General features: G+C 75.0%; 19 protein-coding genes. 13 read left to right on the plus strand and 6 right to left on the minus strand.

Annotated elements, in window-relative coordinates; all coding sequences use genetic code 11:
• Nucleotides 1-6 precede the first annotated feature (6 nt).
• The 8 genes from ATL31_RS10550 (at nt 7) to ATL31_RS10595 (ending at nt 8,458) form a co-directional block, all read left to right on the plus strand.
• Nucleotides 7-1,455 carry an aldehyde dehydrogenase family protein gene (locus ATL31_RS10550; RefSeq protein WP_101395731.1) on the plus strand — a complete coding sequence of 483 codons (1,449 nt, stop codon included), beginning with the start codon at nt 7-9 and terminating at the stop codon, nt 1,453-1,455.
• Nucleotides 1,452-2,360: an aldehyde dehydrogenase family protein gene (locus ATL31_RS10555; RefSeq protein ID WP_101395732.1), complete on the plus strand. Its 909-nt coding sequence runs from the start codon at nt 1,452-1,454 to the stop codon at nt 2,358-2,360. The genes ATL31_RS10550 and ATL31_RS10555 overlap by 4 nt, the downstream gene beginning before the upstream one ends.
• Nucleotides 2,361-2,472: 112 nt before the next feature.
• Complete coding sequence (locus ATL31_RS10560; protein ID WP_101395733.1) at nt 2,473-3,114, plus strand: uridine kinase family protein; 642 nt, start codon at nt 2,473-2,475, stop codon at nt 3,112-3,114.
• 33 nt (nt 3,115-3,147) lie between these two features.
• Complete coding sequence (locus ATL31_RS16325; protein ID WP_143598378.1) at nt 3,148-4,299, plus strand: hypothetical protein; 1,152 nt, start codon at nt 3,148-3,150, stop codon at nt 4,297-4,299.
• Nucleotides 4,278-4,961, plus strand: coding sequence for a DUF4129 domain-containing protein (locus tag ATL31_RS10580; protein WP_101395737.1), 684 nt, complete (start codon nt 4,278-4,280; stop codon nt 4,959-4,961). The genes ATL31_RS16325 and ATL31_RS10580 overlap by 22 nt, the downstream gene beginning before the upstream one ends.
• Nucleotides 4,958-6,193: a DUF4350 domain-containing protein gene (locus ATL31_RS10585; protein ID WP_101395738.1), complete on the plus strand. Its 1,236-nt coding sequence runs from the start codon at nt 4,958-4,960 to the stop codon at nt 6,191-6,193. The genes ATL31_RS10580 and ATL31_RS10585 overlap by 4 nt, the downstream gene beginning before the upstream one ends.
• Nucleotides 6,186-7,169: an AAA family ATPase gene (locus tag ATL31_RS10590; protein ID WP_101395739.1), complete on the plus strand. Its 984-nt coding sequence runs from the start codon at nt 6,186-6,188 to the stop codon at nt 7,167-7,169. Before ATL31_RS10585 ends, ATL31_RS10590 begins: the two co-directional genes overlap by 8 nt.
• The gene (locus ATL31_RS10595; protein ID WP_101395740.1) at nt 7,169-8,458 is read left to right on the plus strand and encodes a DUF58 domain-containing protein; all 1,290 of its coding nucleotides are present in this window, start codon (nt 7,169-7,171) and stop codon (nt 8,456-8,458) included. Before ATL31_RS10590 ends, ATL31_RS10595 begins: the two co-directional genes overlap by 1 nt.
• A gap of 19 nt (nt 8,459-8,477) precedes the next feature.
• Here ATL31_RS10595 and ATL31_RS10600 read toward each other — a convergent pair whose 3' ends face one another.
• Complete coding sequence (locus tag ATL31_RS10600; RefSeq protein ID WP_101395741.1) at nt 8,478-9,473, minus strand: stage II sporulation protein M; 996 nt, start codon at nt 9,471-9,473, stop codon at nt 8,478-8,480.
• Between the two features lie 52 nt (nt 9,474-9,525).
• Here ATL31_RS10600 and ATL31_RS10605 point away from each other — a divergent pair, with 52 nt between their 5' ends.
• The gene (locus ATL31_RS10605) at nt 9,526-10,359 is read left to right on the plus strand and encodes an RDD family protein (RefSeq protein WP_245862270.1); all 834 of its coding nucleotides are present in this window, start codon (nt 9,526-9,528) and stop codon (nt 10,357-10,359) included.
• 102 nt (nt 10,360-10,461) lie between these two features.
• On the opposite strand, the gene ATL31_RS10610 is transcribed toward ATL31_RS10605, so the two are convergent.
• Entirely contained in the window at nt 10,462-11,562 is a 1,101-nt protein-coding gene (locus ATL31_RS10610; protein WP_101395742.1) for an adenosine deaminase, read from the minus strand.
• Between the two features lie 223 nt (nt 11,563-11,785).
• Between ATL31_RS10610 and ATL31_RS16540 the strand changes: the two genes are divergently transcribed.
• Nucleotides 11,786-11,941, plus strand: coding sequence for a DUF6131 family protein (locus ATL31_RS16540; protein WP_170062500.1), 156 nt, complete (start codon nt 11,786-11,788; stop codon nt 11,939-11,941).
• A gap of 62 nt (nt 11,942-12,003) precedes the next feature.
• On the opposite strand, the gene ATL31_RS10615 is transcribed toward ATL31_RS16540, so the two are convergent.
• On the minus strand, nt 12,004-13,293 hold the full coding sequence (locus tag ATL31_RS10615) for a thymidine phosphorylase (protein WP_101395743.1): 1,290 nt from the start codon (nt 13,291-13,293) through the stop codon (nt 12,004-12,006).
• An 82-nt stretch (nt 13,294-13,375) separates the two neighbouring features.
• Between ATL31_RS10615 and ATL31_RS10620 the strand changes: the two genes are divergently transcribed.
• Nucleotides 13,376-14,059 carry a hypothetical protein gene (locus tag ATL31_RS10620; protein ID WP_101395744.1) on the plus strand — a complete coding sequence of 228 codons (684 nt, stop codon included), beginning with the start codon at nt 13,376-13,378 and terminating at the stop codon, nt 14,057-14,059.
• Nucleotides 14,060-14,074: 15 nt separating this feature from the next.
• Here ATL31_RS10620 and ATL31_RS10625 read toward each other — a convergent pair whose 3' ends face one another.
• From ATL31_RS10625 to ATL31_RS10635, 3 genes are all read right to left on the minus strand, one after another.
• Nucleotides 14,075-14,509, minus strand: a complete 435-nt coding sequence (locus tag ATL31_RS10625; protein WP_101395745.1) for a cytidine deaminase — start codon at nt 14,507-14,509, stop codon at nt 14,075-14,077.
• A complete protein-coding gene (locus tag ATL31_RS10630; RefSeq protein ID WP_101395746.1) occupies nt 14,506-15,726 on the minus strand; it encodes an amidohydrolase in 1,221 nt (406 codons plus the stop codon). The genes ATL31_RS10625 and ATL31_RS10630 overlap by 4 nt, the downstream gene beginning before the upstream one ends.
• Nucleotides 15,727-15,812: 86 nt before the next feature.
• Entirely contained in the window at nt 15,813-16,313 is a 501-nt protein-coding gene (locus ATL31_RS10635) for a GbsR/MarR family transcriptional regulator (protein ID WP_101395747.1), read from the minus strand.
• Nucleotides 16,314-16,361: 48 nt separating this feature from the next.
• Here ATL31_RS10635 and ATL31_RS10640 point away from each other — a divergent pair, with 48 nt between their 5' ends.
• Both ATL31_RS10640 and ATL31_RS17100 read left to right on the plus strand, forming a co-directional pair.
• Complete coding sequence (locus tag ATL31_RS10640; protein ID WP_170062501.1) at nt 16,362-17,354, plus strand: ABC transporter ATP-binding protein; 993 nt, start codon at nt 16,362-16,364, stop codon at nt 17,352-17,354.
• Nucleotides 17,351-19,000, plus strand: coding sequence for an ABC transporter permease (locus ATL31_RS17100; protein ID WP_101395748.1), 1,650 nt, complete (start codon nt 17,351-17,353; stop codon nt 18,998-19,000). Before ATL31_RS10640 ends, ATL31_RS17100 begins: the two co-directional genes overlap by 4 nt.
• Nucleotides 19,001-19,002 lie beyond the last annotated feature (2 nt).

Raw genomic sequence — 19,002 nt, forward strand, 5'->3', positions numbered from 1 at the left:
CAGCGGATGCCCACCTTCGAGTACGCACCGGCCCCCGAGTCCCGGGCCGTCGTCGACATCGCCAGCAGCTACGGGCTGTTCATCGGCGGTGAGTTCGTCGAGGCCACCGGCGGCACGCCGTTCAAGACCGTCAACCCCGCCACCGAGGAGGTCCTCGCCGAGGTCTCCGAGGCGAGCGCCGACGACGTCGACGCCGCCGTCCGGGCCGCCCGCACCGCCTACACCCGGGTGTGGTCGCGGATGAGCGGGGCCGACCGCGGCAAGTACCTCTACCGCATCGCGCGCATCATCCAGGAGCGCGCCCGCGAGCTGGCCGTGCTCGAGACCCTCGACAACGGCAAGCCCATCAAGGAGAGCCGCGACGTCGACGTGCCCCTGGCCGCGGCGCACTTCTTCTACCACGCCGGATGGGCCGACAAGCTGGGGTACGCCTCGCTCGGCGCCGACCCGCGCCCGCTCGGGGTCGTGGGCCAGGTCATCCCCTGGAACTTCCCGCTGCTGATGCTCGCGTGGAAGGTCGCGCCCGCGCTGGCCTGCGGCAACACCGTCGTGCTCAAGCCGGCCGAGACCACCCCCCTCACGGCGCTGCTGTTCGCCGAGATCTGCCGCCAGGCCGAGCTGCCCCCGGGCGTGGTCAACATCGTCACCGGCGCCGGGGCCACCGGGCAGGCCATCGTCGACCACCCGGGCATCGACAAGCTGGCGTTCACCGGCTCGACCAACGTCGGCAAGATGATCGCCCGCTCGATCGCGGGCACCCGCAAGAAGGCCACCCTCGAGCTCGGCGGCAAGGGCGCGAACATCGTGTTCGACGACGCCCCGCTCGACCAGGCCGTCGAGGGCATCGTCACCGGCATCTTCTTCAACCAGGGGCACGTGTGCTGCGCCGGCAGCCGGCTCCTGGTGCAGGAGAACGTCGCCGACGAGGTCGTGCGCCGGCTCAAGCGCCGCCTCGGGACCCTGCGCGTCGGCGACCCGATGGACAAGAACACCGACGTCGGCGCCATCAACAGCAAGGCCCAGCTCGACCGCATCGCGGCGCTCACCGAGGCCGGCGAGGCCGAGGGGGCGCAGCGCTGGGACTCCGGCTGCGAGCTGCCCACGGCCGGCTACTGGTTCCGCCCCACCGTCTTCACCGACGTCGCGCAGTCGCACCGCATCGCCCAGGAGGAGATCTTCGGGCCGGTGGTCTCGGTGCTGACCTTCCGCACCCCCGGCGAGGCGGTGGCCAAGGCCAACAACACCCCGTACGGCCTCTCGGCCGGGGTGTGGACCGAGAAGGGCAGTCGGATCCTGTGGATGGCCGACCAGCTGCGCGCCGGCGTGGTGTGGGCCAACACCTTCAACAAGTTCGACCCCACCTCGCCGTTCGGCGGGTACAAGGAGTCCGGGTACGGCCGTGAGGGCGGCCGCCACGGGCTCGAGGCCTACGTGAAGACCGGGAGCGAGCAGTGAGCGCGCGCGTCGACGTCCGCAAGACGTACAAGCTCTACATCGGCGGGGCGTTCCCGCGGTCCGAGAGCGGCCGCTCGTACGAGGTGCTGGCGGCACCGTCGGGTCGGCGCTCGAGCCCCCGCTTCCTGGCCAACGCCGCGCTGGGCTCGCGCAAGGACGCGCGCGACGCCGTCGTCGCCGCCCGCAAGGCCCAGCCCGGATGGGCCGGGGCCACCGCGTACAACCGTGGGCAGGTGCTCTACCGGGTCGCCGAGGTGATGGAGGGGCGCCGCGCCCAGCTCGTCCAGGACGTGCGCGACTCCGAGGGGCTCACCGTGGCCCGGGCCGATGCCGTGGTGTCCGCGGCCGTCGACCGCTGGGTCTGGTACGCCGGCTGGGCCGACAAGTACCCGCAGGTCCTGGGCGGGCTGAACCCCGTGGCCGGGCCGTACTTCGACATCTCGGCCCCCGAGCCCACCGGCGTCGTCGCGGTACTGGCCCCGCAGGCGTCCTCGCTGCTCGGGCTGGTCTCGGTGGTCGCGCCGGTCGTGGTGTCGGGCAACGCGTGCGTGGTGCTCGCCTCGCGCGAGCGCCCGCTGCCCGCCATCGACCTGGCCGAGTGCCTCGCGACCTCCGACGTGCCCGGCGGCGTGGTCAACGTCATCACCGGCGACACCGCCGAGGTCGCGCCGTGGCTGGCCTCGCACCGCGACGTCAACGCCATCGACCTCACGGGTGCCGCGGACGCCGAGGGCGTGGTGTGGGGGGACCTCGAGCTGGCCGCCGCCGAGAACCTCAAGCGGGTGCTGCGGCCGGGCGGTTCCGGGGCGGAGGCCGTCGAGCCCGACTTCGACGCGACGCCCGACCTCACCCGGCTCTCGGCGTTCCTCGAGACCAAGACCGTCTGGCACCCCAAGGGCCGCTGAGCCCTCCCCCTCCCCCCGCCCCACCCCCGAACGTGTGTGAACACGCCGCTGATCCCCCGGCGTGTTCACACACGTTCTGGTCGGGTGAGCGGCCCCTCTAGACTGGCGCCCCGTGAGTGAGGCGGAGCGGACCGGCAGCGACACCCCCGCCTCCCCGGGCCCTGACCGCCGCCGCGTCGTCGTCCTGGCGGGCCCGAGCGGGGCCGGCAAGTCGCGCCTCGCGCAGCGCCTCCACGCCGCCCGCGGGTGGCCGGTCTTCCGGCTCGACGACTTCTACCGCGACGAGGACGACCCCGCGATGCCGCGCCAGGCCGAGCTCGGCATCGTCGACTGGGACCACCCCGACAGCTGGGACGCCGACCGCGCCGTCGCCGCCCTGCGCGAGCTGGTCGACACCGGGCGCACCACCCTGCCGGTCTACGACCTCGCCACCAGCCGCGCCCGCGGCCGCCACGAGGTCACCGCCCGCCCCGACGACCTGGTCCTGGCCGAGGGCATCTTCGCCGCCGAGGTGGTGGCGCGCCTCGACGCCGAGGGGATGCTGCACAGCGCCTGGTGCGTGCACCACCGCCCCGCCGTCACCTTCGCCCGGCGGCTGGCCCGCGACCTGAGGGAGCGCCGTAAGCCGCCGCTGGTCCTGGTGCGCCGCGGCTGGCGGCTGATGCGCGACGAGCCCGGGATCATCGCGCGGCAGACCACGCTCGGTGCCACCGGTTCTCGCGCCTCCGCGGTGGAGCGCGGGCTGCTCGGTTAGGGTTGGCGCCGTGGCGTACGAGGGGGATCTGCGATGACCGACCAGCCGTGGGTGGCCCCGGGCGCGGGCCCCGCGGCGGCCCCCGGCCCGCCCCCTCCGCCCCCCGCGTACCCCCCGCCGGGCCACCCCGCCGCCGCCCCGCCACCCCCCACCGGGCCGGTCGCCTACGGCCGCCTCGACCACCGGCCCGGCATCATCCCGCTGCGACCGCTGACCATCGGTGACCTCTACAGCGCCACCCTCAAGGCCATCCGCGGCAACCCGGGCGCCACCATCGGGCTGGCCGCCCTCACCACCTTCGCGTTCCTGCTCCCCACGACCGCACTCGGTGCATGGCTCGCCGGCCGGTCATCGTTCTCGTTCCTTCCCGACTCTTCGAGCGCCGCCTCCGACACCCTCCCCGACGACCTCGGCCTCGGCATCCTGGGCGCGTACCTGCCGGCCATCGGCCAGACCTTCTCGGCCATCCTGCTGGCGGGCTTCCTGGCGCAGGTCGTGGCGCAGGCCGTCCTGGGGCGCAAGGTCTCGATGGGGCAGACGTGGCGCGCCACCGCGGGCCGGGTCCCCGCGATGGTCGGCGCGGTCCTGGTCACGCTGGTCGCCCTCGTGCTGGTCGTGGCGGTCACCCTCGGCATCCCCGTCGGCGTCGTCGCCTACGCCGAGTCGGCGGGTGGCGGGAGCATCGGCCTGTACGTCCTGCTGTTCGCCGTCGGAGGTCTGCTGCTGCTCGCCGCGGGCATCTACCTGGGCACGGCGTGGGCCTTCGCGACCCCGTCGATCGTCATCGAGCGGCTCGGGGTGTTCGGCGGGCTGGCCCGGTCGGCCCGTCTCGTCGGGAGCCCGCTCAAGGGCCCCTTCTGGCGCATCTTCGGCCTGCGCCTGCTCACCGCCGTCGTCGTCGGCTTCGCGTCCTCGGTGGTCACGGTGCCGCTGACCATCATCGTCTTCATCGTCCTGGTCGCCACCCTCGGCGAGGACCCGCAGGGCAGCACCTTCCTGGTCCTCAACACCGTCCTCGCAGGGGTGGCCGGGCTCATCACCGGGGCGCTGACGACCCCGTTCAGCGCCGGGGTCGACTCCCTCCTCTACGTCGACGCGCGCATCCGCGACGAGGGGCTCGACGTGCAGCTCATCCAGGCCGCCCAGGGCGCGGCCCCCGCTCCGTGGCCGACCCCCTCGTCCTGACGCCCACCGTGCTCCTCCTCCTGCGTGCGTCCGCGCCCTTCGACGCGCCGCTGGGCCCCACCTCCGATGAGGCGCGGCGCTGGCTGCAGGACGAGCTCTCGAGCCCGCGCTACCACGCGCAGCCCGGCCTGCTCGAGCGGCTCCAGGAGCTCCTCGGCCGCCTCCTCTCCTCCTCGCCCGCCACCGGGCTGCCGTCGGTCTTCCTGCCCGTCGCGGTCGGGCTCGTGCTCGCCGTGCTCGCCCTCGTCCTGGTGCGGGTGCTGCGCCGCGACGTGGGCGCGCGCGGCGCGGGCCGGCCCCCCGGTGTCCTCGACGTCCCCGACGTGCCGGCGGCCGAGCTGCGGCGGCGCGCTCTCGAGGCCCTCGCCCGCGGCGACTGGGACACCGTGGTCGTCGACGGGATGCGCACCCTCGCCCGCGCCGCGGTCGAACGGGTCGTCATCGACGACGCCCCGGGCCGCACCGCGCACGAGGTCGCCGTCGCGGTCGCCCCGCGCTTCCCGGCCGAGCGCGGCGCCCTGCTCGAGGCGGCCGACGCCTTCGACGCGGTCCGCTACGGCCGACGCCACGCCACCGAGGCCCAGGCCCGTGGCGTGGTGGCCCTCGACGACCGGCTCGCCGCGGCCCGCCCGGAGCGCCTCGTCGCGGAGGCGGCGGGATGAGCGCGCCCGTCACCGAGCCCTCGGTCTCCCCGGAGGGCACCGAGGTCGCCACCGTCGTCCGCCGTGGCCGGGCGGTGCTGCTGTGGGTGCTCCTGCTGGTGGTCGGTGGTGCCGTCATCGCCGTCGCCGCGGGCTCGCCGTCGCCCGAGGAGTACCTGCACCCCGACGGCACCGGCCAGGGCGGCACCGCGGCGCTGGTCACCGTGCTGCGCGACCGGGGCATCGACGTGCGGGTGGCCGAGACCTCGGCCGACGCCGTGCGCGCCGCCGGCGACGAGGCGGGCTCCACCATCGTGCTGGGCAACGCCGACCTGCTCACCGACACCGCGGCCCGGCGGCTGCTGCGGGACTCGCGGGGCGTCGACCGCATCGTCGTGCTCGACGCCTCGGCCCGCACGCTGTCACTGCTGGGTCTCGACGTGTCGGCGCGTGGCGTGGCCCAGGAGCCCGGCACCGCCGACTGCACCCGGCCGTGGGTGCGCCCAGGCGACCGGGTCGCCCCCGTGCTGTGGATGCTGGTGCCCGGCAACGGTCTGCGCGGCGCGAGCGGCTGCTACCCGGCGCCCGCCCCCGGGCGCACCACCGACCCCGACGCCCTCCCGCCCACCGGGTACGCCGCGCTCGACCTCCCCGCCGACGGCCGCCACGCCGCGATGACCCTGGTGGGGTTCCCCGACGCCGCCACCAACCGCTACGTCACCGACTCCGCCAACGCCGGGCTCCTGGTGCGCCTGCTGGGCGCCTCGCCCCGCCTGGTCTGGTACCACCCGGGCATCGAGGACGCCACCGACAACCCCTCGCAGCGCGATGAGGGGTCGGTGTGGCCCGAGTGGGCCGGGCCCGCCCTGGTGCTGGCCGGCCTCGCCTTCGTCGCCTTCGCCGTGTCGCGCGGCCGGCGGCTGGGGCGCCTGGTCCCCGAGCCGCTGCCGGTCGTGGTCCGCGCCACCGAGACCACCGAGAGCCGCGCCGAGCTCTACCGCGTGGCCGACGACCGCGCCCGCGCCGCCCGCATCCTGCGGCACGCCACCCTCGCGCGGCTGTCCCGGCGCCTCGGCCTGGCTCCCGGGGCCCCGCTCGACGCGCTCGTCGACGCCGTGGCCCGCGCCACCACGATGCCCCCCGCCCAGGTCGACGCCCTCCTGCGCGACGGCCCCGCCCCCGACGAGGCCGGTCTCGTCTCCCTGGCCCAGCAGCTCGCCCATCTCGAGGAGAAGGTCGCCCGACATGACTGACACCCCCAGCACCACCACCCCGCCGGCCGGGGACGCCCGCGCGGCGCTCGTCCGGGTCCGCGAGGAGGTCGGCAAGGCCGTCGTCGGCCAGGACGCCGCCGTGGCGGGGATGCTCGTCGCGCTCCTGTGCCGGGGCCACATCCTCCTCGAGGGCGTACCCGGGGTCGCCAAGACCCTGCTCGTCCGCTCGCTCGCGGCCTCGCTCGACGTCGGCACCAAGCGGGTGCAGTTCACGCCCGACCTCATGCCCGGCGACCTCACGGGCTCGCTGGTCTACGACGCCAAGGAGAGCGACTTCTCGTTCCGCCAGGGCCCGGTCTTCACCAACCTGCTGCTGGCCGACGAGATCAACCGCACGCCCCCCAAGACCCAGTCGGCGCTGCTCGAGGCCATGGAGGAGCGGCAGGTCTCGGTCGACGGCACCGCGCACGGCCTCCCCTCCCCGTTCCTGGTGGCGGCGACCCAGAACCCCGTCGAGTACGAGGGCACCTACCCCCTGCCCGAGGCCCAGCTCGACCGCTTCCTGCTCAAGGTCGTCCTGCCGGTGCCCGAGCGCGACGACGAGGTCTCGGTGCTGCGGCGCCACGCGGCCGGGTTCGACCCGCGTGACCTCGCCGCGGCCGGCATCCGGCCCGTGGCGAGCGCTGCCGACGTCGAGGCCGGCGCCGCCGCGGTGCGCGAGGTCCAGGTCTCGGACGAGGTCATCGGCTACGTCGTCGACCTCGCCCGCGCCACCCGGGTCTCGCCGTCGCTGGCCCTCGGGGTCTCCCCCCGGGGCGCCACCGCGCTGCTGGCCACCAGCCGCGCGTGGGCCTGGCTGAGCGGGCGCGGCTACGTGACGCCCGACGACGTCAAGGCCCTGGCCGTCGCCACCCTGGCGCACCGCCTCATGCTGCGCCCGGAGGCCGAGCTCGAGGGCACGTCGGTGACCTCGGTGCTGCACAGCGTCCTCGCGTCGGTGCCCGTCCCGCGCTGATGGCCCTGACCACCCGCGCCGCGGCGCTCCTCCTGCTCGGGATCGTCCCGGTCGTGCTGCGACCGGCCGGCTCGACGGTGTGGGCGTGGGTGCTGGTGTGGCTCCTGGCGGTCGCCGCCGACCTGCTGCTGGCGGCCTCGCCCAGCGCGCTGCGGCTCACCCGCGACGGCGACGGCCAGGTGCGCCTCGGCGAGGCGCTGGCCACCCAGCTGGCCGTCGAGAACACCGGCCGGCGCCGGGCTCGCGGGCTGCTGCGCGACGGCTGGCCGCCGTCGGCCGGGGCCACGCCGGGGCGGCATCCCCTCGACGTCCCGGCCGGCGAGCGCCGCCGCGTCGTCACCACCCTGGTCCCGACCCGCCGCGGCGACCGCCTCGCCGACCGCGTCACCACCCGCCTGGTCGGGCCGCTCGGCCTGGCCGCCCGCCAGCGCTCGGTCGAGGTCCCGGGCCGGGTGCGGGTCCTGCACGCGTTCCCCTCGCGCAAGCACCTGCCGAGCCGCCTGGCCGTGCTGCGGGAGCTCGACGGGCGGGCGGCGGTGCGCACCCGCGGGCAGGGCACCGAGTTCGACAGCCTGCGCGACTACGTCGAGGGCGACGACGTGCGCTCCATCGACTGGCGCGCCACCGCGCGGCGCCAGCACCTGGTGGTGCGCACCTGGCAGCCCGAGCAGCACCGCCGCATCGTCATCGTCATCGACACCGGGCGCACCAGCGCCGGCCGGGTCGGCGACGCCCCGCGCCTGGACGCCGCCATGGATGCCGCCCTCCTGCTGACCGCGCTGGCCGGGCACGCCCACGACCGGGTGCAGGTGATCGCGGGCGACCGCCGGGTGCACACCCGCATCTCCGGCGCCGACCGCGCGTCGCTGCTGCACGACGTCATCAGCCGCCTCGCACCGGTCGACCCGCAGGTCGTCGAGACCGACTGGGGCGCGCTGGCGGGCGAGGTGGCGCGCTCGACCCATCGCGCCCTGGTCGTGCTGCTGACACCGCTGGAGCCGGCGGCCGTCGAGGAGGGGCTGCTGCCGGTGCTGCCGGCCCTGGTCGCCCACCACCGCGTGGTCGTCGCGTCGGTCTCCGACCCGGCACTGGAGCGGATGCGCACCGCGCGCGACGGGTCCGTCGAGGTGTGGGGAGCGGCCGCGGCCGAGCGCACCGGCAGCCTGCGGGCGCTCGCCGCCGACGCCCTGGGGCGGCTCGGGGTCGACGTGCTCGACGCGCCGCCCGACGAGCTGCCGGTGCGGCTGGCCGACCACTACCTCGCGCTCAAGCGCCAGGGCCTGCTCTGACGGCCGGCCTCGGGGTGGCTCAGGCAGCCACGGGCAGGACGTCGCCCGCCTCGCGCTCGGTGATGTCGCCGGTGACGCCGCGCGCCGCAGCAGCCCGGCCGACCACGAAGACGTAGAGCAGGAACGCGGTCTCGGCCACGATCCCGATGCCGATGCGCGCCCACGTGGGCAGGCCCGACGGGGTGACGAAGCCCTCGATGACGCCGCTGACGAACAGCACCGCCACCAGCCCGAGGGCCACCGCGACCGCCGTCCGCGCCTCGCGCGCGAGCGACTGGCCGCGCGGCAGCGCCCCGGGGCTGACCCACGACCAGAAGATGCGCAGGCCGACGGCGCCGGCGACGAAGATCGCGGTCAGCTCGAGCAGCCCGTGCGGCAGGATCAGCCCGAAGAACAGGCCGAGCCGGTCGTGCGAGGCCATCAGGGCGCCCGCGACCCCGACGTTGAGCACGTTGGTGGCCAGGATGTAGAGCACCGGCAGCCCCAGCACGCCCAGCGCGATGACCTGGGCCGAGACCCACGCGTTGTTGGTCCAGACCAGCCCGGTGAAGTCGAGGTGCGCGTACTCGGAGTAGTACTGCTCGAAGTCGGTGCCGACGAACTGGCGGATCTCCTCGGGCGACATCTGCGAGGTGTAGACCCGCGGGTTGCGCACCGCGTACCAGCCGACCCCGAACGCGATGGCGACGTTGAGCAGCGCGGTGCTGACCCACCACCAGCGCAACCGGTAGAGCGCCCCCGGGAAGGTCGCGGTGAAGAAGGTCAGCAGCCCGCGCCACGAGCCGGCGCGCCGGCCCGCGGTGGCGAGCCGGGCCCGCGCCAGCAGCGACGACAGGTGCGCCACCACCGACGGGTCGGGGCTCGAGGACCGCACGACCGACAGGTGGGTCGACACCCGCTGGTAGAGGTCGAGGAGCTCGTCGGCCTCGGCGCCGGAGAGGCGCCGCCGGCCCACGAGCTGCTCGAGCCGGTACCACTGCGCGTGATGCGCCGCGACGTACGCGTCCAGGTCCACGGGTTCAGCGTAGGCGACCCGGTCCGGCAGGGGCCGCGGTTAGCCTGGGCCGGTGAGCGACAACGGGGCCCAGGGCCCGGGCTACCGCGCGTACGCGTCCGAGGACGTCGTCACCGGCGAAGGCGTGGCGGTCGAGCTGCCGGTCGCCAGCACCATGGCCCGCGCGGTCAGCGGGCTCATCGACCTCGTCGTGGCGCTCGTGCTGCTGTTCGTCGGCGTCTGGGTCGTCGGGGTGCTGGTCGCCGACACCTCCGACGCGGTCGCCACCGCGTTCGGTCTGGTCGGCGTGGTCGCGGTCACCGTCGGCGTCCCCGCCACCGTCGAGACCCTCACCCGCGGCCGCACTCTCGGCAAGCTCGTCATGGGGCTGCGCGTGGTGCGCGACGACGGGGGCCCCATCACGTCGCGGCACGCCCTCACCCGGGCGCTGGTCGGCTTCGTCGAGATCTACCTGCTGTCGGGCATCCCCTCGCTCGTCGCGTCGGTCGTGAGCCCGCGCTGCAAGCGGCTCGGCGACCTCGCGGCCGGCACCTACGTCGTCACCCAGCGCTCGCGGATGCGGCTCACCGTCCCGCCGCAGATGCCCGCGCCGCTGGCCACCTGGGCGCACACCGCCGACGTGGCCGCCCTGCCCTCGGGCCTCACGGTGGCGGTGCGCCAGTTCCTCTCCCGCGCCGGCGCCCTCAGCCCGGGGTCCCGCGAGCCCCTCGGGGCCCAGCTCCTCGCGGAGGTCCTGCGGTACGTCGCGCCGGCGCCCCCGCCGGGGTACCACGGCGAGTACGTGCTGGCGGCCGTCATCGCCGAGCGCCGCCGCCGCGACACCGACCGGCTGGCCCGCGAGCAGTCGCTGCGCGACCGCGTGGTCGGCGCCGACCCCCTGCGCTGACCCCCCTCATCCCGACCTCGTGCGAGTTACACACGGTTCTCATGGGCTCGGAGCGGTGAGAACCGTGTGCATGTCGCACGAAGTGGGGTCAGGGGGAGGGTATCAGCGCACCGAGCCCAGGGCGGCGTAGCCGGGCTTGACGACGTGCTCGATCAGCTCGAGCCGCTCGTCGAAGGGCAGGAACGCCGACTTCATCGCGTTGATGGTGACCCAGCGCAGGTCCTCGAGGCCCCAGCCGGCCTCGTCGACCAGCAGACCCATCTCGCGCGACATCGAGGTCCCGCTCATCAGCCGGTTGTCGGTGTTCACCGTCACCCGGAAGCGCAGGTCCTTGAGCAGCGTGATGGGGTGCGTGGCTACCGAGTCGGCCGCCCCGGTCTGGACGTTCGAGCTCGGGCACATCTCGAGCGGGATGCGCCGGTCGCGGACGAAGGCCGCGAGCCGGCCGAGGACCGCACCACCGCGCGCGCCGACCTCGATGTCGTCGACGATCCGCACGCCGTGGCCCAGGCGCGCCGCGCCGCACCACTGGATGGCCTCCCAGATGCTCGGCAGCCCGAAGGCCTCGCCGGCGTGGATGGTGAAGTGCGCGTTCTCGCGGCGCAGGTACTCGAAGGCGTCGAGGTGCCGGGTGGGCGGGAAGCCGGCCTCGGCCCCCGCGATGTCGAAGCCGCCGACCCCGCGGTCACGGTAGGCCACGGCCAGCTCGGCGATCTCGCGCGAGCGCGCTGCGTGCCGCATCGCGATGAGCAGCCCGCGCATCCGGATGGGCGTGCCGGCCGCGGCCGCCTCGTCCTCGCCCTCGCGGAAGCCGGCCAGCACCGCCTCGACGACGGCCTCGAGCTCGAGGCCGCCCTCGAGGTGCTGCTCGGGCGCGAACCGCGACTCGGCGTAGACCACACCGTCGGCGGCGAGGTCGAGCGCGCACTCGCGGGCCACCCGGCGGAGCTGCTCCTCGGTCTGCATCACGGCGACCGTGTGCGAGAACGTCTCGAGGTAGCGCACCAGCGACCCCGAGTCGGCGGCGTCGCGGAACCACTCGCCGAGGGCCTCGGGGTCCGTGGTCGGGAGACCGTCGTAGCCGGACGCGTCGGCGAGCTCGACCATCGTGGCCGGCCGCAGGCCGCCGTCGAGGTGGTCGTGCAGGAGGGCCTTGGGGGCGCGGCGCACCACCTGGGAGGTCGGCGTGGAGGGCTCGCTCACGGCCGCACCCGCCCCTCGACAGTCGTGCCGGTCATCGTCCTGCGCAGGTCCACCACGCCGCCCAGCGTAGCGATGCGCGAGCCGCTTCCGGGCGCGGCCCGAGGGGGCGGCCGGGGCCGGGTCCCTCCCGCCGGGACGACCCGCAGATTCGTGCACCGAGAGAGGCTCCTGACGGCCTCAGCACCGCTACGGTTGCGACGGACCCACGAAAGGAGCCCAAGCCGTGATCATCCTCGGTGTCATCCTTCTCATCATCGGCCTCATCGCCAAGATCTCGATCCTGACGACCATCGGCATCATCCTCGCCATCGTCGGCGTGGTGCTGCTGGTCCTCGGCCGCAGTGGCCGCGCCATCGGCGGCCGGAACCACTGGTACTGAGCCCGTCCGGCGCTCGAAGGCCGCACCCGGGACATCCCGGGTGCGGCCTTCGTCGTCAGGGGTCAGGCGATGCGGTCGATGACGACCGGGCCGGCGTCGGGGCGCGAGCCCTCGGGAGCGACGACCACCGCACCCTCGAGCGCCTCCTCGGCCCGCGCGAAGCGGTCGGGGGTGTCGGTGTGCAGGGTCATCAGCCGCTCGCCGGCGCGCACCGTGGCGCCGGGCTTGACGTGCAGCTCGACCCCGGCGCCCGCCTGCACCGGGTCCTCCTTACGGGCCCGACCCGCACCGAGCCGCCACGCGACGACGCCCACGCCGTAAGCGTCGAGCCGCGTCACGACACCGTCGGTCGGGGCGAGCACGTCCTGGGTGTGCCGGGCCACGGGCAGCGGGGCGTCGGGGTCACCGCCCTGGGCCGAGATCATCGCGCGCCAGACGTCCATGGCCCGGCCGTCGGTCAATGCGGCGCGCACGTCCTGGCCCCCGCGGCCGGCGGCCTCGAGCATCTCCTCGGCCAGGCGCACGGTGAGCTCGACGACATCCTGGGGCCCCCCGCCCGCCAGCACCTCGAGCGACTCGCGCACCTCGAGGGCGTTGCCGGCGGTCAGCCCGAGCGGGGTCGACATGTCGGTCAGGAGCGCCACGGTCGTGACCCCGGCGTCGGTGCCGAGGTCGACCATGGTGCGCGCCAGCTCGGTCGCGTCCTCGCGGCTCTTCATGAAGGCGCCGCTGCCGACCTTGACGTCGAGCACGAGCGCGCCGGTGCCCTCGGCGATCTTCTTGCTCATGATCGAGCTCGCGATGAGCGGGATCGACTCGACGGTCCCGGTGACGTCACGCAGTGCGTAGAGCTTCTTGTCGGCCGGCGCCAGACCCGAGCCCGCCGCGCAGATGACGGCGCCCACGTCCTCGAGCTGGCGCATCATCGCCTCGTTGCTCAGCGTCGCCTGCCAGCCGGCGACCGACTCGAGCTTGTCGAGCGTGCCTCCCGTGTGGCCGAGCCCGCGCCCGCTCAGCTGCGGCACGGCCACGCCGAAGACGGCCACGAGCGGCGCCAGCGGGAGGGTGATCTTGTCGCCGACGCCCCCGGTGGAGTGCTTGTCGGCGGTGGGGCGCGACAGCCCCGAGAAGTCCATCCGCTCGCCGCTGGCGATCATGGCCGCGGTCCAGGTCGAGATCTCGCGGCGGGTCATCCCGTTGAGCAGGACGGCCATGGCGAGCGCGCTCATCTGCTCCTCGGCGACGGCGCCGCGGGTGTAGGCGTCGACGACCCAGCGGATCTCGTCGTCGGACAGCTCGTGGTGGTCGCGCTTGTGGCAGATGACGTCGACGGCGTCGAAGGACTCGCTCATGGGATCATCATGGCAGGCACCAGGAGGTGCTCCTCAACGCCCGATCCGGGTCGACACGGCCTCTTGCCGGTACCGTCGGCACGTGAGTTTCGAGGAGCGGATCGAGCAGGCCGAGGCAGCACGAGATCGTGCCCTCGCGGACGCCACGGCATGGGTCGAGCCCGCCCGCACAGCGCTGCAGGGCGAGCTCGACGCCGCGGCCGCCGAGCTGCTGCCCTACGCACAGGCCGGGAACCTCCGCCGCACCCCGTACGGACCGGTGAAGAAGGCCGTCATGGCACAACGGCATGACGTGGTCGGTCACTCGTGGCTCGTCGACAGTCAGGGCGGCCTCTTCCTCGACGAGGACGGGGCGTGGCGGCTGGGCGAGCTCCGGTCGCTGTGGACGGTGAGCCCCGGGCAGTCGATGTCCTACTGGGCCAGGCAGACCGTCAACTTCAAGGACCGGCGGCTCGGCGACAACACTTACGTGTGGGACAGCATCGGCGGCTTCTCGGCGGACCACTTCGGGCCCGAGAGATTCGGGCGACCCGTCCTGGCCACGGGCATCAGCGGTCATGTCCACCACCACGACGGGGTGTGGACGTGCAGGGAGTTCGAGTACACCCCACCGAAGGCCGCCGCCACACCCGTTAACGACCCGAAGCAGTGGTGGGTGTGGGCACCACCGACGAAGCCCGAGCCGGGCCGGCTGGAGGTCGTCGATCACCAGGGCCGGACCCTGTTCCGCGACTGGCTCGTCAGCCTGTTCGTCGAGAAGCGCTGACCTGAGACGCTCGTCCTAGGGGCGGCGGGACTCGAGGTCGTCGGGGCCGAACGCCTGCGGCAGGACCTCGCGCATGGTCAGCACGCCCTCGGGCGTCTGGAGCAGGGTGCCTGGAGTCCCGTTCTCCCACAACAGCTGCCGGCAGCGGCCGCAGGGCATCAGGGTGTCGCCGCGCCCGTCGACGCACCAGACGGCGACGAGCTTGCCTCCGCCGGTGGCGTGCAGGGTCGACACCATCCCGCACTCGGCGCAGAGCGTGACCCCGTAGCCCGCGTTCTCGACGTTGCAGCCCGAGACCATCCGGCCGTCGTCGACCAGGCCGGCGACCCCCACCGGGAAACCGCTGTAGGGGCAGTACGCCAGCCCGGTCATCCGGACGGCCTCGGCGCGCAGGGCCTCCCAGTCGATGTCGCTCGTGGTGTGGGCGTCGGTGTTGGCAGGGTCGGTCATCGGTGTCCCTCCGGGATCTCGGCCCGCCGGGCGTCGAGCCCGCGGACGACGGCCACGGTCGCCATGAGGCGGGCGCCGAGGGCGACCGCGCGCTCGTCGACGACGAGGTCGCCCTGGTGCAGGTCGTAGGTGGGCCCGCCCGGCGTGCGGGTCCCGAGGCGCGCCATGGCCCCGGTGCACTGGGCGAGGTACCACGAGAAGTCCTCGCCGCCGAGGGACTGGCTGGTGGGCACGGGGGTGAGGGCGCTCGCGAGCGCGGCCCGGCGGAAGGCCGAGATGCCGTCGCCGGTGTTGACCACCGGGGGCACGCCCTTGAGGCGCTCGATCTTGGCCTGCGCGCCGTACGGCGAGACGACACCGTGGACGATCTCGTCGAGCAGCGGCCCCACGGTGAGCCAGGACTCGGCGTCGAGCATCCGCAGGGTGCCGCGGCACTCGCCGGTCGAGGGGATGACGTTGGCCACCCGGCCGGCGTTGATCTGGCCCCAGACCAGCGCGGCCCCGGTGCGCGGGTCGAGGCGGCGGCCGAGCGCGGCCGGGACGTCGGTGACGACCTTGGCGAGGGCGAAGACCAGGTCCTCGGTGAGCTGCGGGCGGGAGGTGTGCCCACCGCGGCCGTGCAGCGCGACGGCGATCTGGTCGCAGGCCGCGGTGAGCGCGCCCTCGCGCAGCCCGACCTGGCCGACGTCGATGCTGGGGTCGCAGTGCACCGCGAAGATGCTGTCGACCCCCTCGAGGACCCCGGCCGCGATGGCGTCGACGGCCCCGCCCGGCATGACCTCCTCGGCGGCCTGGAAGACCGCGCGCACGGCGATGCCGCGCTCGACGAGGGCGTGCTGGACCCCCTGCAACGCGACGACGGCCCCGACCAGGGCGGTGGTGTGCACGTCGTGGCCGCAGGCGTGGCAGACGCCCTGGTGGGTGGACGCGAACTCCAGCCCTGAGCGCTCGCGCACCGGCAGGGCGTCCATGTCGGCACGCAGCGCCACGCGGTAGGCGGGCTCGGGGGAGCCGACGTCGGCGACGAGCCCGGTACCGGGCAGCCGGCGGACGGCGACGCCGGCGGCCTGGAGGGTACGCGCGACCTCCGCGGTCGTGCGCGTCTCGTCGCGGGACAGCTCGGGATGGGCGTGCAGGTCCCTCCGGAGCTCGACGAGCTCGGGCGCCAGCGACGCGATGCGCTCGCCGAGGGCAGCGAGGAGGGCGTCGTCGTTCATGAGGGGGCGAGTCTACGCCGGGGTCCCCCATCGGCCCCGGGCAGCCCGGGCGGCGTGGCGCGCCCCGGCCGGCGGGGAGCGTCGCGTCATCCGAGGCGGCGGTCGGCCTTGTACTGCTCCCACCGCTGCGCCAGCTGGCCCATCTCGCGCTGGACGAACTCGAGGAACTCGACGGACAGCTGCACCCGCTGCCCCGCGCGCGAGGACGCGCCGACGACCTCGAGGGCCTCGACCAGCGCCGTGAGGATGGGCGCGTACAGCTGGTCACGCTGCATCAGCACGTCGTGCCACGCGTCGTCCATCACCACGTAGACGTCGCGGCGCGATCCCCGCTCACGCTCGCGGCGGATCATCCGGACCTGTCCGAGGTAGCGCACCGCCCCCGACACCGCGGCCGGGCTGACGTGCAGCAGGGCCACGAGCTCGGCCGAGGTCAGCCGGCCCTCCTCGGTGGTGAGGAGGGCGGCGAAGACGCGGGCCGGCAGGTGCGGGAAGCCGGCGGCGGCCAGCCCGGCGCCGAGCGACTCGACGGCCTCGACGTGTGGGTCCTCGGGGGCGGCGGACGGGGCGGGTGCGGGTCGGGCCATGCGCGGAACATTACAACATTCACAAAGTTCTGAAACACGCGTAGCGTGATGACCGTGAACGACGCCATCACCGTCACCGGCCTCCGCAAGACCTTCGGCCGCACCACCGCCCTCGACGGGCTCGACCTCACCGTCCGGGAGGGCGAGGTCCACGGGTTCCTCGGGCCCAACGGGGCCGGCAAGTCGACGACCCTGCGCATCCTCCTCGGGCTGCTGCGGGCCGACGCGGGCCAGGTGACCGTGCTGGGGCGCGACCCGTGGAGGGACGCCACGGAGCTGCACCGGTACCTCGCCTACGTGCCGGGGGACGTCGTGCTGTGGCCCACCCTGTCCGGCGGCGAGACCATCGACCTGCTGGGCCGGCTGCGCGGCGGCATCGACGAGGACCGCCGCCGCGACCTCGTCGAGCGTTTCGAGCTCGACGAGACCAAGAAGGGCAAGGCCTACAGCAAGGGGAACCGGCAGAAGGTGGCGCTGGTGGCCGCGCTCGCCAGCGGCGCCCCGCTGCTGGTGCTCGACGAGCCGACCGCGGGCCTGGACCCGCTGATGGAGGAGGTGTTCCAGCGCGAGCTGGCGGCACTGCGAGCGGCGGGGCGCACCACGCTGCTCTCGAGCCACATCCTCAGCGAGGTCGAGCGGGCCTGTGACCGGGTGAGCATCGTGCGCTCCGGCCGGGTCGTCGAGACCGGCAGCCTCGACGAGCTGCGCCACCTCACCCGCACGCGGGTGCACGCGGTGCTCCGGCAGCCACCGACCGCCGCCGAGGCGTCCTCGTGGCCCGGTGTCCACGAGGTCGTGGTCGACGGCGACGCGCTCTCCTGCACGGTCGACGCCGAGCACCTCGGGGACCTCGTCGCGGCTCTCGGCCGTCGAGGGGTCACCGGCCTGACGTGCCGGCCGCCGACGCTGGAGGAGCTGTTCCTGGCCCGCTACCGGTCGGCGGCACCGCAGACGCCGCAGGCGCACACGCCGCAGGCGGAGACGCCACAGGCGGAGACGCCGCAGGCGGCACCGCAGACGCAGGCGGGGCAGCCGGCATGACGACCACCGTCGCTCCCGTCGCAGAGGCGTCGCGCCCGGCGCCCTGGGCGACCCGGCTCGCGGGCACGGTGTCGCTGCTGCGGCTGGCGTGGCGGCGCGACCGCATCCTCGTCCCGAGCAGCGTCGCCGGCCTGGTGGTCCTGGCCGTGGGCTCCGCCCGGGCGACCCTGGCGCTCTACCCCACCGACGCCGCGGCGGCCGGGGGCCTGGCTGCCGTGCTCGGCAACCCGTCGGTGGTCGCGCTGTACGGGCCCCTCCCTTCCCCCACCGCCGACGCGCTGGCCGTCGTCAAGACCGTGATGATGGGCGCCTTCCTCACCGCGGTGCTGGGGTTCGTGGTGGTGCGCCGGCACACCCGCACCGAGGAGGACGAGGGCCGCCTCGAGCTCCTGGGGTCGGGCGTGGTGGGGCGCTCGGCGCCGCTCGCCGCCGCGGTGGCGCTGGCCACCGCGGCGGTGGTGATGGCGGGGGTGCTGTCGGGCGTCGGTCTGGCCGCCCTCGGGATGGACCCCGCCGGCAGTGCCGCGTTCGCTGCCGCGTGGCTCACCACCGGGCTCGCGACGGTCGGGGTGTCCGCGGTCGTCGTGCAGCTGGCGGCCACCTCGCGGGGAGCGGCGGGGCTCGGGTTCGGCTTCCTGGGGGTGGCGTTCGCGCTCCGGGCGATCGCCGACTCCGCGGCGTCCGGCACGTGGGTCCACGCCCTGGGCTGGGTCTCGCCGCTGGGGTGGGCCGGGCGGGTCGAGCCCTACGGCGCCGACCGGCTGTGGGTGCTGGGGCTGGGCCTCGCTGCCCTGGTGGGCGGCGTGGCCGCGGGAGTGGCCGTCCTCGACCGCCGCGACCTCGGGGCCGGGCTGCTACCCACCCGCGTCGGCCCGCGCCGGGCGGGGCGCCGGCTGCGGGGCCCGCTGTCGCTCGTCGTGCGGCTGGCCCGCGGCACCGTCGTCGGGTGGGGCGTGGGGATGGTGCTGGGCGGGGCGCTGGTGGGCTCGCTCCTGGGCGCGGTGGCCGACATGGGGAGCGACCCGGCCGTGCGCGACCTGCTCGAGAAGCTCGGCGGCGCGACCGGGGCGTTCGAGGACGTGTACGTGGCGGCCGAGATCCACGTCGTCGCCGCGGCCGTGGCGGCGATGGGGGTGGCGCTGGTGCTCCGGCTGGTCGCCGCCGAGCGCACCGGCCTCGGCGAGGTCGTCCTGGCCGCCCCGACGACGCGCCTCCGCTGGTTCGGGGCGCATCTCGCCCTCCCGGTCGTGCTGTCGACGGCGCTCATGGCGCTGCTGGGGCTGGTCGTCGGCCTCGTGGGTCCGACGGTCGCGCCGGGCGCCCCAGGGGTGGCGGCGTCGGTCGGAGCCTGCCTCGCGGCGCTGCCCGTGGTCTGGGTGATGATGGGCGTCGCGGCCCTGCTGGTGGGGGCCCGCCCGCGGCTCGCGCCCTTCGCGTGGGGCGTGCTGCTGGCCGCCTTCCTGGTGAGCGAGGTCGGGCCGCTCACCGACCTGCCGCCGTGGGTGCTCGACCTGTCGCCGTTCACCCACCTGTCGTCGCTGCCGGCGGGGTCGTTCGCGGTGCTGCCGGCCGTGGTGCTCACCGCCGTGGCGGCCGGGCTGGCGGGCGTGGGCGCGCGGGCGTACCGGCGGCGTGACGCGGCCTGACC

The sequence above is a fragment of the Phycicoccus duodecadis genome, from assembly GCF_002846495.1.
Classification (GTDB): Bacteria; Actinomycetota; Actinomycetes; order Actinomycetales; family Dermatophilaceae; genus Phycicoccus; species Phycicoccus duodecadis.